We start from the raw sequence: 13,701 nt of genomic DNA on the forward strand, positions 1-13,701 counted from the left end.
ACCTGCGCGCGGCGTCAGGGGGCCTTGGGATCAAGGCATCAGTAGGCATTCTCGCGAAGCCAAGCGTGCACGCTGCGTATCGTCGGCAGCGCGAACACCGCATCGCTGGGCTCGCGCGCACCGACCAGCACGCTCCAGCCGTGCAGGTCGTTGGCCGCGCCAAAGCCGAATTCATCGGTCAGGTCATCGCCGACGAAGACCGGCATGCGATCACGGAACGGCGGCTGCAGCATCAGCTGCCGCATCGCGCGGCCCTTGTCGCTGCCTTCGGGCAGGAATTCGATGACATGGTCGCCAGGCTGCAAGCGGTAGCCGCCATGCCCGCGGATATGCCGTTCGGCGAACGCGCGCACATCGTTGGCGGCGTGCGGTGCACCGCGCCAGTGCAGGGCCAGGCTGCGGCCCTTGTCTTCCACCAGCACGCCGGGATAGCCATGCGCGAAGCGCATCGCCTGCTGGTGCAGGGCATGCAGCCACTCGCTGGTATCGGCGGAGGGATCACTGGTCTGCGCGCGCTGCTCATGGTTGCGCAGCTCGTGGCCATGCAGGCCGGCAGCGGGCAGGCTCAGGGGCGCGAAGAGTGTGTCGAGCTGGGCGAGCGGTCGCCCGCTGATCAGCGCGACCGCGCCATCCAGGCGGTCGCTGATGCGCCCGATCGCTTCACGCACATCGGGCAGCAGCGCGACCGACTCGGGGTCGTCCGCGAATTCGATAAGGGTGCCATCCACATCCAGGAACAGCGCACAGGCATCGTCCAGCAGCGGCGGCGGCGGACGTTGGGGGAAGTCGTTGGCCATGGTGACCAAGATGCCAGCGTGGATGTGATTGCCAGGTCATGGCAACCACATCCACGTAGTGCCGGCCAGGGGCCGGCATTACCGGTCAGAAGGTGTAGCGGACGCGGCCGTAGTAGTACGCACCATTGCTGCCGATCGGTGACAGCACGTCGTACGGCAGGTTGCCGAAGTAGTAGATGTCATCGTTGGACAGATCCGAGTAGTTGTCGGTCAGGTTCTGTCCGCCCAGTGCCACGCTCCACTGCGGCGTGATCTTGTATTCGACCTCGGCATCCAGCTGCCATTCCGCGCCGTAGGTCTGGCGTGGGATGTAGCCATCACCGAAGTTGAACACACGGGTCACGCTGCCATAGCGACTGAGACGGCTGCTCAGCGACCAGCGGTCATTGGCCCAGCTGGCGGCCAGCGCAGCGCGGGTGCGCGGGGTCGCGTCGGTCAGCGTATTGGTCTCTTCCACGCCGAACAGCACGTAGCCCGGATCCAGCGCCAGCAGACCCGGCGGCGTGGCGAGCACGTTCTTCAGGGTGGTCTTGGTGTAGGCGTAGGTGCCGGTCAGCACCAGCTCGCCATTGCCCAGCGACTGCCGCCAGTTGCTCACCAGCTCGGCGCCCCGGGTGCGGGTATCGGCGGCGTTGACGAAGAAGCTGGCACTCTGCAGGCCGGCCACGCCGAACTGCTGCTGCACGTAGTCGGTCAGCGCATCGCCGGTGATGCTCTCCGACAGTGCGATGCGGTCGTCGATGTCGATCTGGAAGAAGTCCAGCGAGACGTCGAAGTGGTCGCCGATGCGGCTGGTGAAGCCCAGGCTGGTGTTGAGCGACTTCTCCGGCTTCAGGTCGGTGGCGCCGAGGCCGCGGGCGATCGGATTGTTGACCGACAGTACGCGGCCCTGGACCAGCTGGCCGGCGGCGTTGTAACCGGTGGAGGTGGACTCGTAGCCGATCTGCGCCAGCGACGGCGCGCGGAAGTTGTTGGAGATCGCGCCACGCAGCGCGAACGCCGGGGTGAACTCATAGCGCAGGCCCAGCTTGCCGGTCAGCTCGCCACCGAAGTCGTCGCTGTGCTCGTAGCGCGCGGCCAGATCGCTGGAGAAATGCTCGCCGAACTGGCTGGAGAGGCTGGCGTAGGCGCTGGCGACATCCCGCGACAGCGAGGTCGCATCCTGCGGGGTCAGGCCGCCACCGGCCTGCGAGCCGGTCGGGCGGTCCGTGAACGGGCCGGCGGCATAGCTGCTCGGGTCACCCGGGCGGGTTTGGTAATGGTCGCGACGCGCTTCCAGGCCCAGGCCCAGGCTGTGGGTGATGCTGTCGCCCTGAGCGAACACGCGGCCGAGGTCGACATTGGCGACCGTCAGCTCGTTGCGGTAATCACCGGTCTTGAAGCGGGTCGGGCTGGTCGGGCCCAGCGAGGCATTGATCGAGTTGCGCAGGCGGTAAGTGAACGTGTTGACGCCGTAATCCAGGCTGGCGTCGTAGTTCCACTCGCCCCACTGGCCCTTCGCGCCGGCCACGGCCTGCACGTCGCGGTTCTCGCCTTCGGAGATCGGGCGGTAGCCGTTCGGGTAGACCTGGGCCCAGTTGGCGTCGCTGTCCGGGTAGCGGAAGTAGTTCGCGCCTTCGCTGTCGCGCTGGTTGAAGGTGGCGAAGCTGTAGAACGTGGAGGTCTCGCCGAACGGCAGCTGCGCGTTGTACCAGGCGTTGAGATCCTTGGTCTTGCCGTCGCCGAGCACGTAGTTGCGCTTGCCCTGCAGGGCCAGGTTGGTCTCGCTCTGGTCCCACGGCGGAATCTGATCGAAGCCGGCGCGGTTGGTGCCCTCGTGGTTCTTCAGCTCCAGGCCGACGCGCAGGAAGCCGCCTTCGTCGCCCAGCGCGGTGCCGACCTTGGCACTGGCATAGCTGGTCTGGCCATCGGTGATCGTGCGGTCGATCGGCTTGAGGTCGGTGTGGTTGGCACCGAAGCTGGCTTCGAACGCGCCGCCTTCCGGGGCGTCATCGAGGATCACGTTGATCACCCCGGCGACCGCATCGGAGCCGTACAGCGCGCCGGCGCCATCGCGCAGCACCTCGATGCGCTTGATCGCACTGACCGGGATCGCGTTGAAGTCGACCGGGGTGGTGCCCTTGCCGATCTTGCTGTCGGTGTTCACCAGCGCGCTGCTGTGGCGGCGCTTGCCGTTGACCAGCACCAGGACCTGGTCAGGCGAGAGCCCGCGCAGCTGGGCGGCACGGATATGGTCGGCGCCACCGGAATTGGACTGGCGCGGGAAGTTGAACGAGGGCAGCAGCGCCTGCAGCGCGCTGCCCAGTTCACCATTGACCACACCGGCCTTGCGGATGTCCTCGGCGGTGAGCACGTCCACCGGCGAGGTGGATTCCAGCACGGTCCGGTCGATGGCGCGGGTGCCGGTGACGATCACGGTGTCCAGCGTTTTGGCGGTGGTCGGCGCGTCCTGCGCAAGTACGTCCTGGGCCAGCAGGGGGGAGGAGAGGACGAGCGCGATGGCAAGGCCAAGGCGCGACGCGGACGGACGGGACATGCGGACTCCAGCAGGACGACGAGGGGGAGGGAGGGGGGAGGGGGTGTTGCCGACCCATGGCCAGCACTACCAATCCATCCGGATGAAGCGATATATTATCTTCGCGTGATGTCCCTGTGTGACGCAAGTCCCATCGGGGTGGTTATCAGCAGATAGCCGTTGGCGATCTGCACCGGACCCGGATGTCCGGCACGCTCCTTCCCCTGCCTGTCCCTGTGTTTCCGGAGAGTTGTCCATGTCGTTCCGCGCCATTCTGTTTGCCCTGGTCCTGGCCACCAGCGGATGTGCCACCGCCGCCCCGGCCGCCAAGCCGACCCCGCCCACCACCGCCACGGCCACCCTGCAGGGCGATGCCGCGCGCCCGGACGCGGCCGCCGGCTGGGTCCGCAGCGAGCTCTACTTCGGCGTGGGCGAGGAAACCGGCGTGGCCGACCGTCCGCAGACCGAGGGCATCAGCGACGCGCAGTGGCGCGCCTTCCTCGACAAGGAGGTCACGCCGCGCTTCCCGGACGGCCTGACCGTGTTCGATGCCTACGGCCAGTGGCTGTTCCGCGGCGCCCCCGAACCGAACCGCCTGCGCACCAAGGTGCTGGTGGTCCTGCACGAAAACACCCCGCAGCGCCGCGCCGACATCGAAGCCATCCGCCTGGCATGGAAGCAGGCGACCGGACACCAGTCGGTGCTGTGGGCGCAGCAGGCGGTTGAAGTATCGTTCTGATCCCGGGCGCCGCGGTGGCGCCTCACGGAGCGATCATGAAACACAGGGATGCGATGCTGGCCGCGGTGGTGATGGGCCTGGCGGTGACGTGCGCGCACGCGCAGGACGCCGACCCGGCCCCGCTGCGATGGGAGGTCGCACCGGGCGTGCAGGCGCAGGCCGAGGTGCAGGAGGGCGGCAGCATCGCCGTGCTGCTCACGCCTTCCGGCACGCGCCAGGTGCTGCCGGGTGCGGCCGATGCGGACGGCACTGCGCGCCTGTCGGCCGAGGATGTCGACTTCGACGGCCGCCCGGAGCTGGTCGCGCGTGCCTCGGTGGGCATGGTCAACGAGGCGGTGGCGGTCTATCGCTACGACCCGGTGCAGCAGCAGCTGGTCGCACTGGAACCGGTCTCGACCGACGGTGCGCAGTGCGGTGGCCTGATGGGCCTGACCGTGGACGCAGCGACCCGCACCCTGGGCAGCAGCTGCCGCGGTGGCCCGATGTGGTACGTGGACCAGTACCGTTACGACGGCACGCGCCTGTATCTGTACCGCGCCGAACGCCTGTTGATGCTCGACGAACTCCTCGAGCCCTACGTGCTCGTCAAGCAGACCGCCAACAGGGGGCCGCTGGCGGTCTGGAGCACCTTCGATCCTGCCGGCAAGGTGCTGGAGACCGCCATCGGCGATGGCCTGGAGGCGCCGCCCGCCGGCTCGCCGCTGGTCCCTGTTTCCGGCCGTGTGATGGCGGCAAGGCTGCCCTTGTACAGCCAGCCAGGCGATGCCGCTACCAAGCGCTATCTGGTCCTGGACGACCGTGTGGAGCTGCTGGATGAGCGCGACGGCTGGGTGCAGGTGCGCTATGAGAATCCCACGCGCGGTGCAGTGCGGGGATGGGTGAACACGCAGCCGTGAACGCGCAAACCCACATGAATGTCACTTGCCCGGTACTACGCTGACGCTTCCCCCTCGTCGTGGAAGCATGTCATGAGCAAGCGCGTTGCCGAGATCGTGGTTGAAACCCTGCAGGCCGCCGGTGTCCGACACTGTTACGGCATCGTCGGTGACACCCTCAACCATGTCACCGATGCCCTCCATCGCAGTGATATCGAATGGGTGCACATGCGGCATGAGGAGGTGGCCGCGTTCGCCGCCGGTGCCGAGTCGCTGATCAGCGGGCAGCTCACGGCCTGCGCCGGCTCGTGCGGTCCGGGTGGCCTGCACTTCATCAACGGCGTGTTCGAAACGAATCGCAACCGCGCGCCGATGGTATTGATCGCCAGCCAGGTGGTCACCGCCGAGCTCGGGATGGAGTTCCCGCAGGAAGTCGATTTCAAGGCCGTGTACAGCAGCTGCAGCGTGTTCTGCGAGCAGGTCCACAGCCCGGAGCAGGCGCGCCGCGTGGTGACCCTGGCGTGCCAGGCGGCGATCAGCCGTCGCGGTGTGGCCGTGGTGATTCTGCCGGCCGACATCAGCGAAGCCGAGGTCAAGCACGATCCGCCGTTCTCGGTGCACTACACCCAGCCGGTGCTGCGTCCGTCGGACGATGAACTCCAGCGCATCGCCGCGCTGATCGGTGAGGGAAAGCGCATCGGCATCTACGCGGGTGCGGGCTGCGAGCATGCGCATGACGCGCTGGTCGCGCTGGGTGCCAAGCTCAAGGCGCCGATCGCGCATACCTCGCGCGCGAAGGATTTCGTCGAGTACGACAATCCGTACAACATGGGAATGACCGGCATCTTCGGCATCGAGTCCGGGTATCACACGCTGATGGCCTGCGACAGGCTGCTGCTGCTCGGCGCGGACTTCGCGTGGGGCCAGTACTACCCGGACAAGGCCACGCTGATCCAGGTGGATCGCGATGGCAGCCATCTTGGCCGCCGCCATCCGGTGAACCTGGGCGTGGTGGGCGACATCGGCCCGACCCTGGAGGCGTTGCTGCCGTTGCTGCCGGAGCGCGAGGACCGCAGCTTCCTGGACGAGTGCATGGAGCATCGCGAAAAGGCGTTGGCCACACGGGCCAAGGAAGAGCAGCCGGGCGAGGGCGAGCTGATCCACCCCCAGCATCTGACCGCGCTGATCGACCGCCACGCTGCGGACGACGCGCTGTTCACCGCCGACGGCGGCTCGCCGATGGTGTGGATCCTGCGCCATATCCGCGTCAATGGGCGCCGCCGCACGCTGACCAGCCTGCTGCACGGCACGATGGCCAATGCGATGCCGCAGGCGCTGGGCCTGCAGAAGGCCTATCCGGGCCGCCAGGTGATTTCGCTCTCAGGCGATGGTGGCCTGGCGATGCTGCTCGGCGATCTGCTCACCGCGGTGCAGGAAAACCTGCCGATCAAGGTGGTGGTCTACAACAACAGCTCGCTGAACTTCGTCGAGCTGGAGCAGAAGGTCGAAGGCCTGCTGGACAACTACACCGACCTGCAGAACCCCGATTTCGGCCGCCTGGCCGAGGTGATCGGTTTCTACGGGCGCACCGTGACCCGCTCGGAGGACCTGGAGCAGGCGGTGCAGGACATCCTGGCCCACCCCGGCCCGGCGCTGCTGGACGTGCACACCAGCCCGACCGAGCTGGTGATGCCGCCGCAGGTGGAAGCCAAGCAGGTGGCCGGCACCGCGCTGTATGCGGCCAAGGCGCTGCTCAGCGGGCGGGTCGGGGATGTGCGGGACCTGCTGGCCAACAACTTCCTCAACAAGCCCTGATCCGCACCCGTTCGGTAGTGCCGGCCGCTGGCCGGCTCGCGCCATTGCCTGAAGCATTCTGAAGGTGCCGGCCAGCGGCCGGCACTACCGCGCGGTGGCGCGTCCCTACCGCGGACGTTTCCCGCCGTTCCATCCATGTGCCTGTTACTGGCGGCGGTGAGGCCCTACCATCGGCTACCCCTCCCCACGGCCGTCCCCCGCATGTCCGCCACTGCCCCCGTCCCCTCCGGACGCCCCCGCTGGTTCGTTGCCGGCGACCTCAACGGTTTCTTCGGCCTGGTGGTCGACAATCTGTCGATCCTCGGCTTCATCGCGATGGCCCTGGTCGGCATTTTCCAGTTCCCCGCGGATGTGGTGTTCGGCCGGATGTTCCCGGGTACCGCCTTCGGCGTGCTGGTCGGCAACGTGCTCTACACCTGGATGGCACGACGCCTGGCCGCCCGCACCGGCCGCGACGATGTCACCGCGATGCCGCTGGGCCTGGATGCGCCGACCAGCATCGGCATGGCGCTGCTGGTGCTCGGCCCGGCCTTCCTCGCCTTCAAGGGGCAGGGGCTGGCCCCGCACGATGCGGCCATCGCGACCTGGCAGCTGGGCATGGCCTCGCTGGTGATCATGGGCGTGCTCAAGGTGATCCTCTCGTTCTTCGGCGAAGCAGTCACCCGCGCACTGCCGCGTGCCTCGCTGCTCGGTTCCATCGCCGGCATCGCGATCGTGCTGATGGGGTTCCTGCCGCTGCTGGAAACGCTGCGCTCGCCCATCGTCGGCTTCGTCACGCTGGGCCTGCTGCTGTACGTGCTGATCGCCAAGCGGAAGCTGCCGATCCGCGCGCCCGGCGTGCTGGTCGCGTTCGTGTTCGGCACGATTCTGTACTACGGCCTTGGGCTTGCCGGGCTGGGCGCCCCGGGCTTCAAGGTGCCCGAGTGGGTGCCGCCGCAGGTGGTGCTGCCGTGGCCGACGCTGGGCTTCATCGACGGCCTGCCGACCGCGATCACCTACCTGCCGCTGCTGCTGCCGTTCGGCCTGCTGATGGTGGTGGGTGGCATCAACGTCTCCGAGAGTGCACGCGCTGCCGGTGACGACTACCGCACCCGCGACATCCTGCTGGTGGAAGCGATCGCCACGCTGGTGGCCGGCTTCTGCGGCGGTGTAGCGCAGACCACGCCTTACATCGGCCAGCCGGCCTACAAGCACATGGGCGCGCGCAGCGGCTACACGCTGCTGACCGGCCTGTTCGTCGGCATCGGCGGCATGCTGGGGGTGATCTCCGGGCTGGTGCAGTGGCTGCCGCTGGCGGTGCTGGCGCCGATCATCGTGTACGTGGCGATCGACATCACCACCCAGGCCTTCCAGGCCACGCCGCGCGAGCATGCCGGGGCGATGGTGCTGGGCTTCCTGCCCTCGGTCGCCTACCTGCTGGCGATCAAGGCGCCGGGCTGGATCGCACCGGAGCAGCTGGTGGCCTTGACCACCACGCTGGACGGGCACGGCCTGCCCGAGCTGGCGGTGATCTTCACCCTGGGCAATGGCTTCATCATCACCTCGATGCTGTGGATCGCGGCGGTGGTGGCGATGATCGACGGGAAGCTGCTGCGCGCGTCCGGGTTCCTGCTGGTGGCCGCCGCGCTGACGCTGTTCGGCCTGATCCACTCGGTGGACCCGCGCGGTGGGATCTACCTGCCGTGGCAGCTGGAAGGCCTGCCGAAGATCATCAGCTGGCAGTTTGCAGGCGCGTATGTGGCGCTGGCAGGGTTGCTGGCGCTGTTGTCGCTGCAGAAGCAGCCTGCTGAGCGGACCTGACGCTCAGGCTGCGGCACGTCGAACGGGTGTAGTGCCGGCCGCTGGCCGGCTGCTCTACTGCGGAGCCTACCGGCTCACGACCAACGGTCGTGAGCTACCGGATGGAATGGGTGCGTTGCGGAGCCGGCCAGCGGCCGGCACTACCTGGCTCACGACCCTACCTGCGCTCACGACCCAACCTGCGCTCACGACCAACGGTCGTGAGCTACCGGGTGGAGGCGGGCCGGCGAGGGATCAGGCTTCGCCATCCAGCTCCGGGTAGTGCCGGAAGATGCCGTTGGTGTTGAAGGCCAGGCGCCGTTCGGAGGCCAGATAGGCGGCGATGTTGGGCCGGGTTTCCACGCGGTCCTTCAACGCGCGCAGCTGCGGCAGCGTCGGCCACAGCGCCTGCATGCGGCGCGGGAACATGTACTCCAGCCCGCTCAGCAGCTGGAACAGCGACAGATCGACGTAGGAATGCTCCCGCAGCGGATGCCTCCCGCCGTTGTGCTTGAGCACGTTCTCGAAGTACCCCAGGAACTTCGGCATGCGTTCGCTCCGCATCGATTCGGCGCGCGCCTTGGCTTCGCGCTTCTGGTCGTCGTAGTACTTCGAGGCGGCGATCGGGTGATGGGTGTCGTGCACCTCGGCGACCAGATCGGCGATGGTCAGCTGCAACTGCAGTGCCTGCTGTCGCCGCGAGCTGGCATCGGGAACGAGGCCCAGTTCCGGTCCCAGATGGTCGAGGATCGCACCGACCTGGGCGATCACTTGCCGCCCGGTGCGCAGAAACGGCGGGGCAAACGGCTGCAGGCCTTCGACCTTGCCATCCAGGTACGGCTGCATCACCGCATCGCCATGGACCCGCGCCATGTCCGTGTAGCCCGCACCGGCGTCTTCCAGCGCCAGCCGCACGAACTCGCCGCGGCCCTGGATGCCGGTCCAGTAATACAGTTCGTAATGCATGCAGTCACTCCGTGCGGAACCGGCCCCCAGCATCGCGCGCGCGGACGAAAGCAGGCGTGAGCGCAGCGTGGTTCCCGTGCTAGGGTCGAGCGGGGACGTTGACGGGAGTACGGGATGCGGATGTGGGTACTGGGCGCGTGCGTGGCGATGCTGCCGGCCACCGTGGCGGCCGATCCGGTGGCGCTCCACGATGGGTTCGGCTACAGCGATGCGGTGCTGCGTGCGGAGCTGACGACGCTGCGCGGCATGAGCGGCGCGTCCGGCCCGCGCCGCCATCTCGGCGCGGCGGGCTACCACCGCGTCCGCGGAGAGCTGGATGCCTCCAACCGTGCCGCACGCCAGTGCTTGGCCGAAACCGCCGATGCACCGCCGGCGCTGCAGGGCCTGGCCTTCCTGTGCGAATCCACCCTGGCCGGCAATGCGCTGATCGAGGGCGATATCGCGCAGTGGGCGAGCCTGATGCTGCGCGTGCGCGCGGACTACCAGCGCACCATCGTGCCGATGCTCACGCCCGGTGATGAAGTGCCCGATGTCACCCGGCCCGCGTTCGCGGCGTTCACGGCCTGGCCACGCAGCGCGCTGCCGGTGGCCGAGCGCGGGCAGGACGTGGACGTGCCGATCCAGTTCAGCAATGAACTGCCCTCGGTTACGGTGACGCTGCATGGCAGCCGCGATGGCGCTGTCGTCGCCCACGAAGCCTCTTTCATCATCGACACCGGTGCGCCGCGTTCGCATATCAGCCGCGCCCTGGCCGAATCGCTGGGACTGGCGGTTACCGGCAACTTCGTGGTGTCGCGCATCGTCGGGGACGAGATCCAGCAGGCGGGGCTGGCCGCGCCGATCGATATCGAACTCGGTGGCCAGCGCGTGCGCGATGTGTCGTTCAACAGCGAAGCCGCGCGTGAGCTCAACCTGATCGGCCTGGACGTGCTGCGCGCGCTGGGGCCGGTCCGCCTGTCCCGCGAAACATTGACGCTGCTGGGGTCGCACACGCCGGCTGCCTGCACGCGCCGGATGGTGTTCACCTCGTCGCTGTGGGGGCCGTTCCAGCAGGTCCGCTATCCGATCCGGGGCCGCGAGGCTCACCTGATGCTGGTCGATACCGGCTTCCACGGAGCCTTCCAGATGCGCGGCGCGCCGCGCTCGTCGGTACCGGCCGCGGCGATCCAGCGCCGGAACGTGATCACCACGCGCGGCGCGGAGGACATCGAGTACGCCCCGGCCAGCACGCCGCTGCAGATCACCGACACGCCGGTCGCGATTCCGGTGGATATCGCCTTCCAGCCGCCGGACCTGTTCCCGTCGTCGTGGCGGATCGGCTACGGCGTCACCGGGGGCTATGACGTGGCGCTGGACCTGCCCGCCGGCCTCGGCTGCCTGGTGCCGCGCCCGGCCGCACCGCCGGTGCTGGGGCGGCCGCCGAGCGCGTGAAGGCCTGCGCGGCCGGGGGGGGCGAAAAGGGCTGTGGGAAGGCCGACGGTGGCTGAATCGGCATCTCATCTACCCTTGAAACACGCCCACGTAACCGCATCTGACTGAGAGTGCTGGCACGGCCAGCTCCCGTTTACATCGAGGACAAGAATCATGCGGATGGACAAGCTCACCTCGCGTTTCCAGCAGGCGCTGGCCGACGCGCAGTCGCTGGCCGTGGGCCGCGACCACAACATCATCGAACCGGTACATGTGTTCAGCGCGCTGCTGGACCAACAGGGCGGCAGCACGCGCCCGCTGCTGGCCCAGGCCGGTGTCAACGTACCGGTGCTGCGCGAACGTTTGAACGAAACCATGGAGGCCCTGCCCAAGGTCTCCGGGCAGGAAGGCAACCTGTCGATCGGCAACGATCTGAACCGGCTGCTCAACAACACCGACAAGCTGGCCCAGCAGCACGGCGATGCCTTCATCGCCAGCGAGTGGTTCGTGCTGGCCGCGGTCGACGATGGCGGCACCCTGGGCATGGCGCTGCGCGCTGCCGGTGCCGACAAGAAGAAGATCGAAACCGCCATCGAGAAGGTGCGCGGTGGCGAGACCGTGCAGTCGGAAAATGCGGAAGACCAGCGCCAGGCGCTGGAGAAATACACCATCGACCTGACCGCGCGCGCCGAGAGCGGCAAGCTGGATCCGGTGATCGGCCGCGACGAGGAAATCCGTCGCACCATCCAGGTCCTGCAGCGCCGCACCAAGAACAACCCGGTGCTGATCGGCGAACCCGGCGTGGGCAAGACCGCGATCGTGGAAGGCCTGGCCCAGCGCATCATCAACGACGAAGTGCCCGAAGGCCTGCGCGGCAAGCGCGTGCTCTCGCTGGACATGGGCGCGCTGATCGCCGGCGCCAAGTTCCGCGGTGAGTTCGAGGAACGCCTGAAGGGCGTGCTCAACGACCTCGCCAAGAGCGAGGGGCAGGTGATCCTGTTCATCGACGAGCTGCACACCATGGTCGGCGCAGGCAAGGCCGATGGCGCGATGGACGCGGGCAACATGCTCAAGCCGGCCCTCGCGCGCGGTGAGCTGCACTGCGTCGGCGCGACCACGCTGGACGAGTACCGCAAGTACATCGAGAAGGACGCCGCGCTCGAGCGCCGCTTCCAGAAGGTGCTGGTGGGCGAGCCGAGCGTGGAAGACACCATCGCGATCCTGCGCGGGCTGAAGGAAAAGTACGCCGTGCACCATGGCGTGGAGATCACCGACCCGGCGATCGTCGCGGCGGCCACGCTGTCGCACCGCTACATCGCCGATCGCCAGCTGCCGGACAAGGCCATCGACCTGATGGATGAAGCCGCCTCACGCATCCGCATGGAGATCGACTCCAAGCCGGAAGAACTGGACCGCCTGGAGCGGCGCGTGATCCAGCTCAAGATCCAGCGCGAAATGCTCAAGAAGGAAAAGGACGACGCATCGCGCCAGCGCCTGGCCGATCTGGAAACCGACATCGATGCGCTGGAGCGCGAGTTCTCCGATCTCAACGAGATCTGGAAGTCGGAGAAGGCCACGCTGCAGGGCGCGACCCGGATCAAGGAGCAGATCGAGCAGGCCAAGCTGGAGCTGGAGTCGGCGCAGCGCCGCCAGGACTTCGGTCGCATGAGCGAAATCCAGTACGGGCAGTTGCCGCAGCTGGAAAAGCAGCTGGCTGCCGCGCAGGAAGTGGAAACCAGCGAGTTCAAGCTGGTCCAGGACCGGGTCACCGCCGAGGAAATCGCCGAGGTGGTGTCGCGGTGGACCGGCATCCCGGTCAACCGCATGCTGGAAGGTGAGCGCGACAAGCTGCTGCGCATGGAAGAGGTGCTGCACAATCGCGTGGTCGGCCAGGAAGAGGCGATCAAGGTGGTCTCCGATGCGGTGCGGCGCTCGCGTGCGGGCCTGTCCGACCCGGATCGTCCGAGCGGCTCGTTCCTGTTCCTGGGCCCGACCGGCGTGGGCAAGACCGAGCTGTGCAAATCGCTGGCCGAGTTCCTGTTCGACAGTAGCGACGCGATGATCCGCATCGACATGAGCGAGTTCATGGAGAAGCACAGCGTCGCGCGCCTGATCGGTGCGCCCCCGGGCTATGTGGGCTACGAGGAAGGGGGTTACCTGACCGAGGCGGTGCGTCGTCGCCCGTATTCGCTGATCCTGCTGGATGAAGTGGAGAAGGCGCATCCGGATGTGTTCAACATCCTGCTGCAGGTGCTCGACGACGGTCGCTTGACCGATGGCCAGGGGCGCACGGTGGACTTCCGCAATACCGTCATCGTGATGACCTCCAACCTGGGCTCGCACCAGATCCAGGACATGAGCAGCGATGACAGTCCGGAGGCCTATACGCAGATGAAGGCGGCGGTGATGGGCGTGGTGCAGGCGCACTTCCGCCCGGAATTCATCAACCGCCTGGACGACATCGTCGTGTTCCATCCGCTGGACAAGGTGCAGATCAAGCAGATCGCCCGCATTCAGATGCAGGGCCTGGAAAAGCGCCTGGCCGAGCGTGGCCTGCGCATCGAGGTCAGCGACGCCGCCTTCGAGCTGCTGGGCAACGTCGGCTTCGATCCGGTGTACGGCGCCCGCCCGCTCAAGCGTGCGATCCAGTCGCAGCTGGAGAATCCGCTGGCGCAGAAAATCCTGTCCGGCGAGTTCCTCAACGGCGATGTGATCCGGGTCGATGCGGCCGAGGGCAAGCTGGTGTTCAACAAGGATTGAAGGGACGGAATCCCTCGAGACACGGCCCGGCGGCGGAAGCTGCCG

At 67.5% G+C, this 13,701-nt stretch carries 9 protein-coding genes; 6 read left to right on the forward strand and 3 right to left on the reverse strand.

Translation table 11 applies throughout. The features are described 5' to 3' along the window. Positions 1-38: 38 nt before the first annotated feature. Together otsB and HH110_RS03825 are read right to left on the reverse strand one after the other, a co-directional pair. A complete protein-coding gene (gene otsB / locus HH110_RS03820; RefSeq protein ID WP_176988391.1) occupies positions 39-797 on the reverse strand; it encodes a trehalose-phosphatase in 759 nt (252 codons plus the stop codon). An 85-nt stretch (positions 798-882) separates the two neighbouring features. After that, complete coding sequence (locus HH110_RS03825; RefSeq protein WP_176988392.1) at positions 883-3,333, reverse strand: TonB-dependent siderophore receptor; 2,451 nt, start codon at positions 3,331-3,333, stop codon at positions 883-885. Positions 3,334-3,568: 235 nt separating this feature from the next. On the opposite strand from HH110_RS03825, the gene HH110_RS03830 reads away from it, so the two are divergent. The 4 genes from HH110_RS03830 to HH110_RS03845 all read left to right on the forward strand — a co-directional run bounded on the left by HH110_RS03830 (position 3,569) and on the right by HH110_RS03845 (position 8,541). After that, positions 3,569-4,051: a DUF3574 domain-containing protein gene (locus HH110_RS03830; RefSeq protein ID WP_176988393.1), complete on the forward strand. Its 483-nt coding sequence runs from the start codon at positions 3,569-3,571 to the stop codon at positions 4,049-4,051. Positions 4,052-4,086: 35 nt separating this feature from the next. Continuing rightward, entirely contained in the window at positions 4,087-4,947 is an 861-nt protein-coding gene (locus tag HH110_RS03835) for an SH3 domain-containing protein (protein ID WP_176988394.1), read from the forward strand. A gap of 72 nt (positions 4,948-5,019) precedes the next feature. Then, positions 5,020-6,741 carry a thiamine pyrophosphate-dependent enzyme gene (locus HH110_RS03840; protein ID WP_176988395.1) on the forward strand — a complete coding sequence of 574 codons (1,722 nt, stop codon included), beginning with the start codon at positions 5,020-5,022 and terminating at the stop codon, positions 6,739-6,741. Between the two features lie 201 nt (positions 6,742-6,942). After that, the gene (locus HH110_RS03845; protein ID WP_176988396.1) at positions 6,943-8,541 is read left to right on the forward strand and encodes a hypothetical protein; all 1,599 of its coding nucleotides are present in this window, start codon (positions 6,943-6,945) and stop codon (positions 8,539-8,541) included. 234 nt (positions 8,542-8,775) lie between these two features. On the opposite strand, the gene HH110_RS03850 is transcribed toward HH110_RS03845, so the two are convergent. Continuing rightward, positions 8,776-9,486, reverse strand: a complete 711-nt coding sequence (locus HH110_RS03850) for a glutathione S-transferase (protein WP_176988397.1) — start codon at positions 9,484-9,486, stop codon at positions 8,776-8,778. A 114-nt stretch (positions 9,487-9,600) separates the two neighbouring features. Here HH110_RS03850 and HH110_RS03855 point away from each other — a divergent pair, with 114 nt between their 5' ends. Both HH110_RS03855 and clpB read left to right on the forward strand, forming a co-directional pair. Beyond that, positions 9,601-10,917 (forward strand): retropepsin-like aspartic protease, encoded by a 1,317-nt coding sequence (locus HH110_RS03855; protein WP_176988398.1) that lies wholly within the window; start codon positions 9,601-9,603, stop codon positions 10,915-10,917. Between the two features lie 153 nt (positions 10,918-11,070). Then, complete coding sequence (gene clpB, locus HH110_RS03860; RefSeq protein ID WP_176988399.1) at positions 11,071-13,656, forward strand: ATP-dependent chaperone ClpB; 2,586 nt, start codon at positions 11,071-11,073, stop codon at positions 13,654-13,656. Positions 13,657-13,701 lie beyond the last annotated feature (45 nt).

Origin of the sequence: Stenotrophomonas sp. SAM-B (assembly GCF_013387485.1) — a bacterium.
Classification (GTDB): Bacteria; Pseudomonadota; Gammaproteobacteria; order Xanthomonadales; family Xanthomonadaceae; genus Stenotrophomonas; species Stenotrophomonas maltophilia_AA.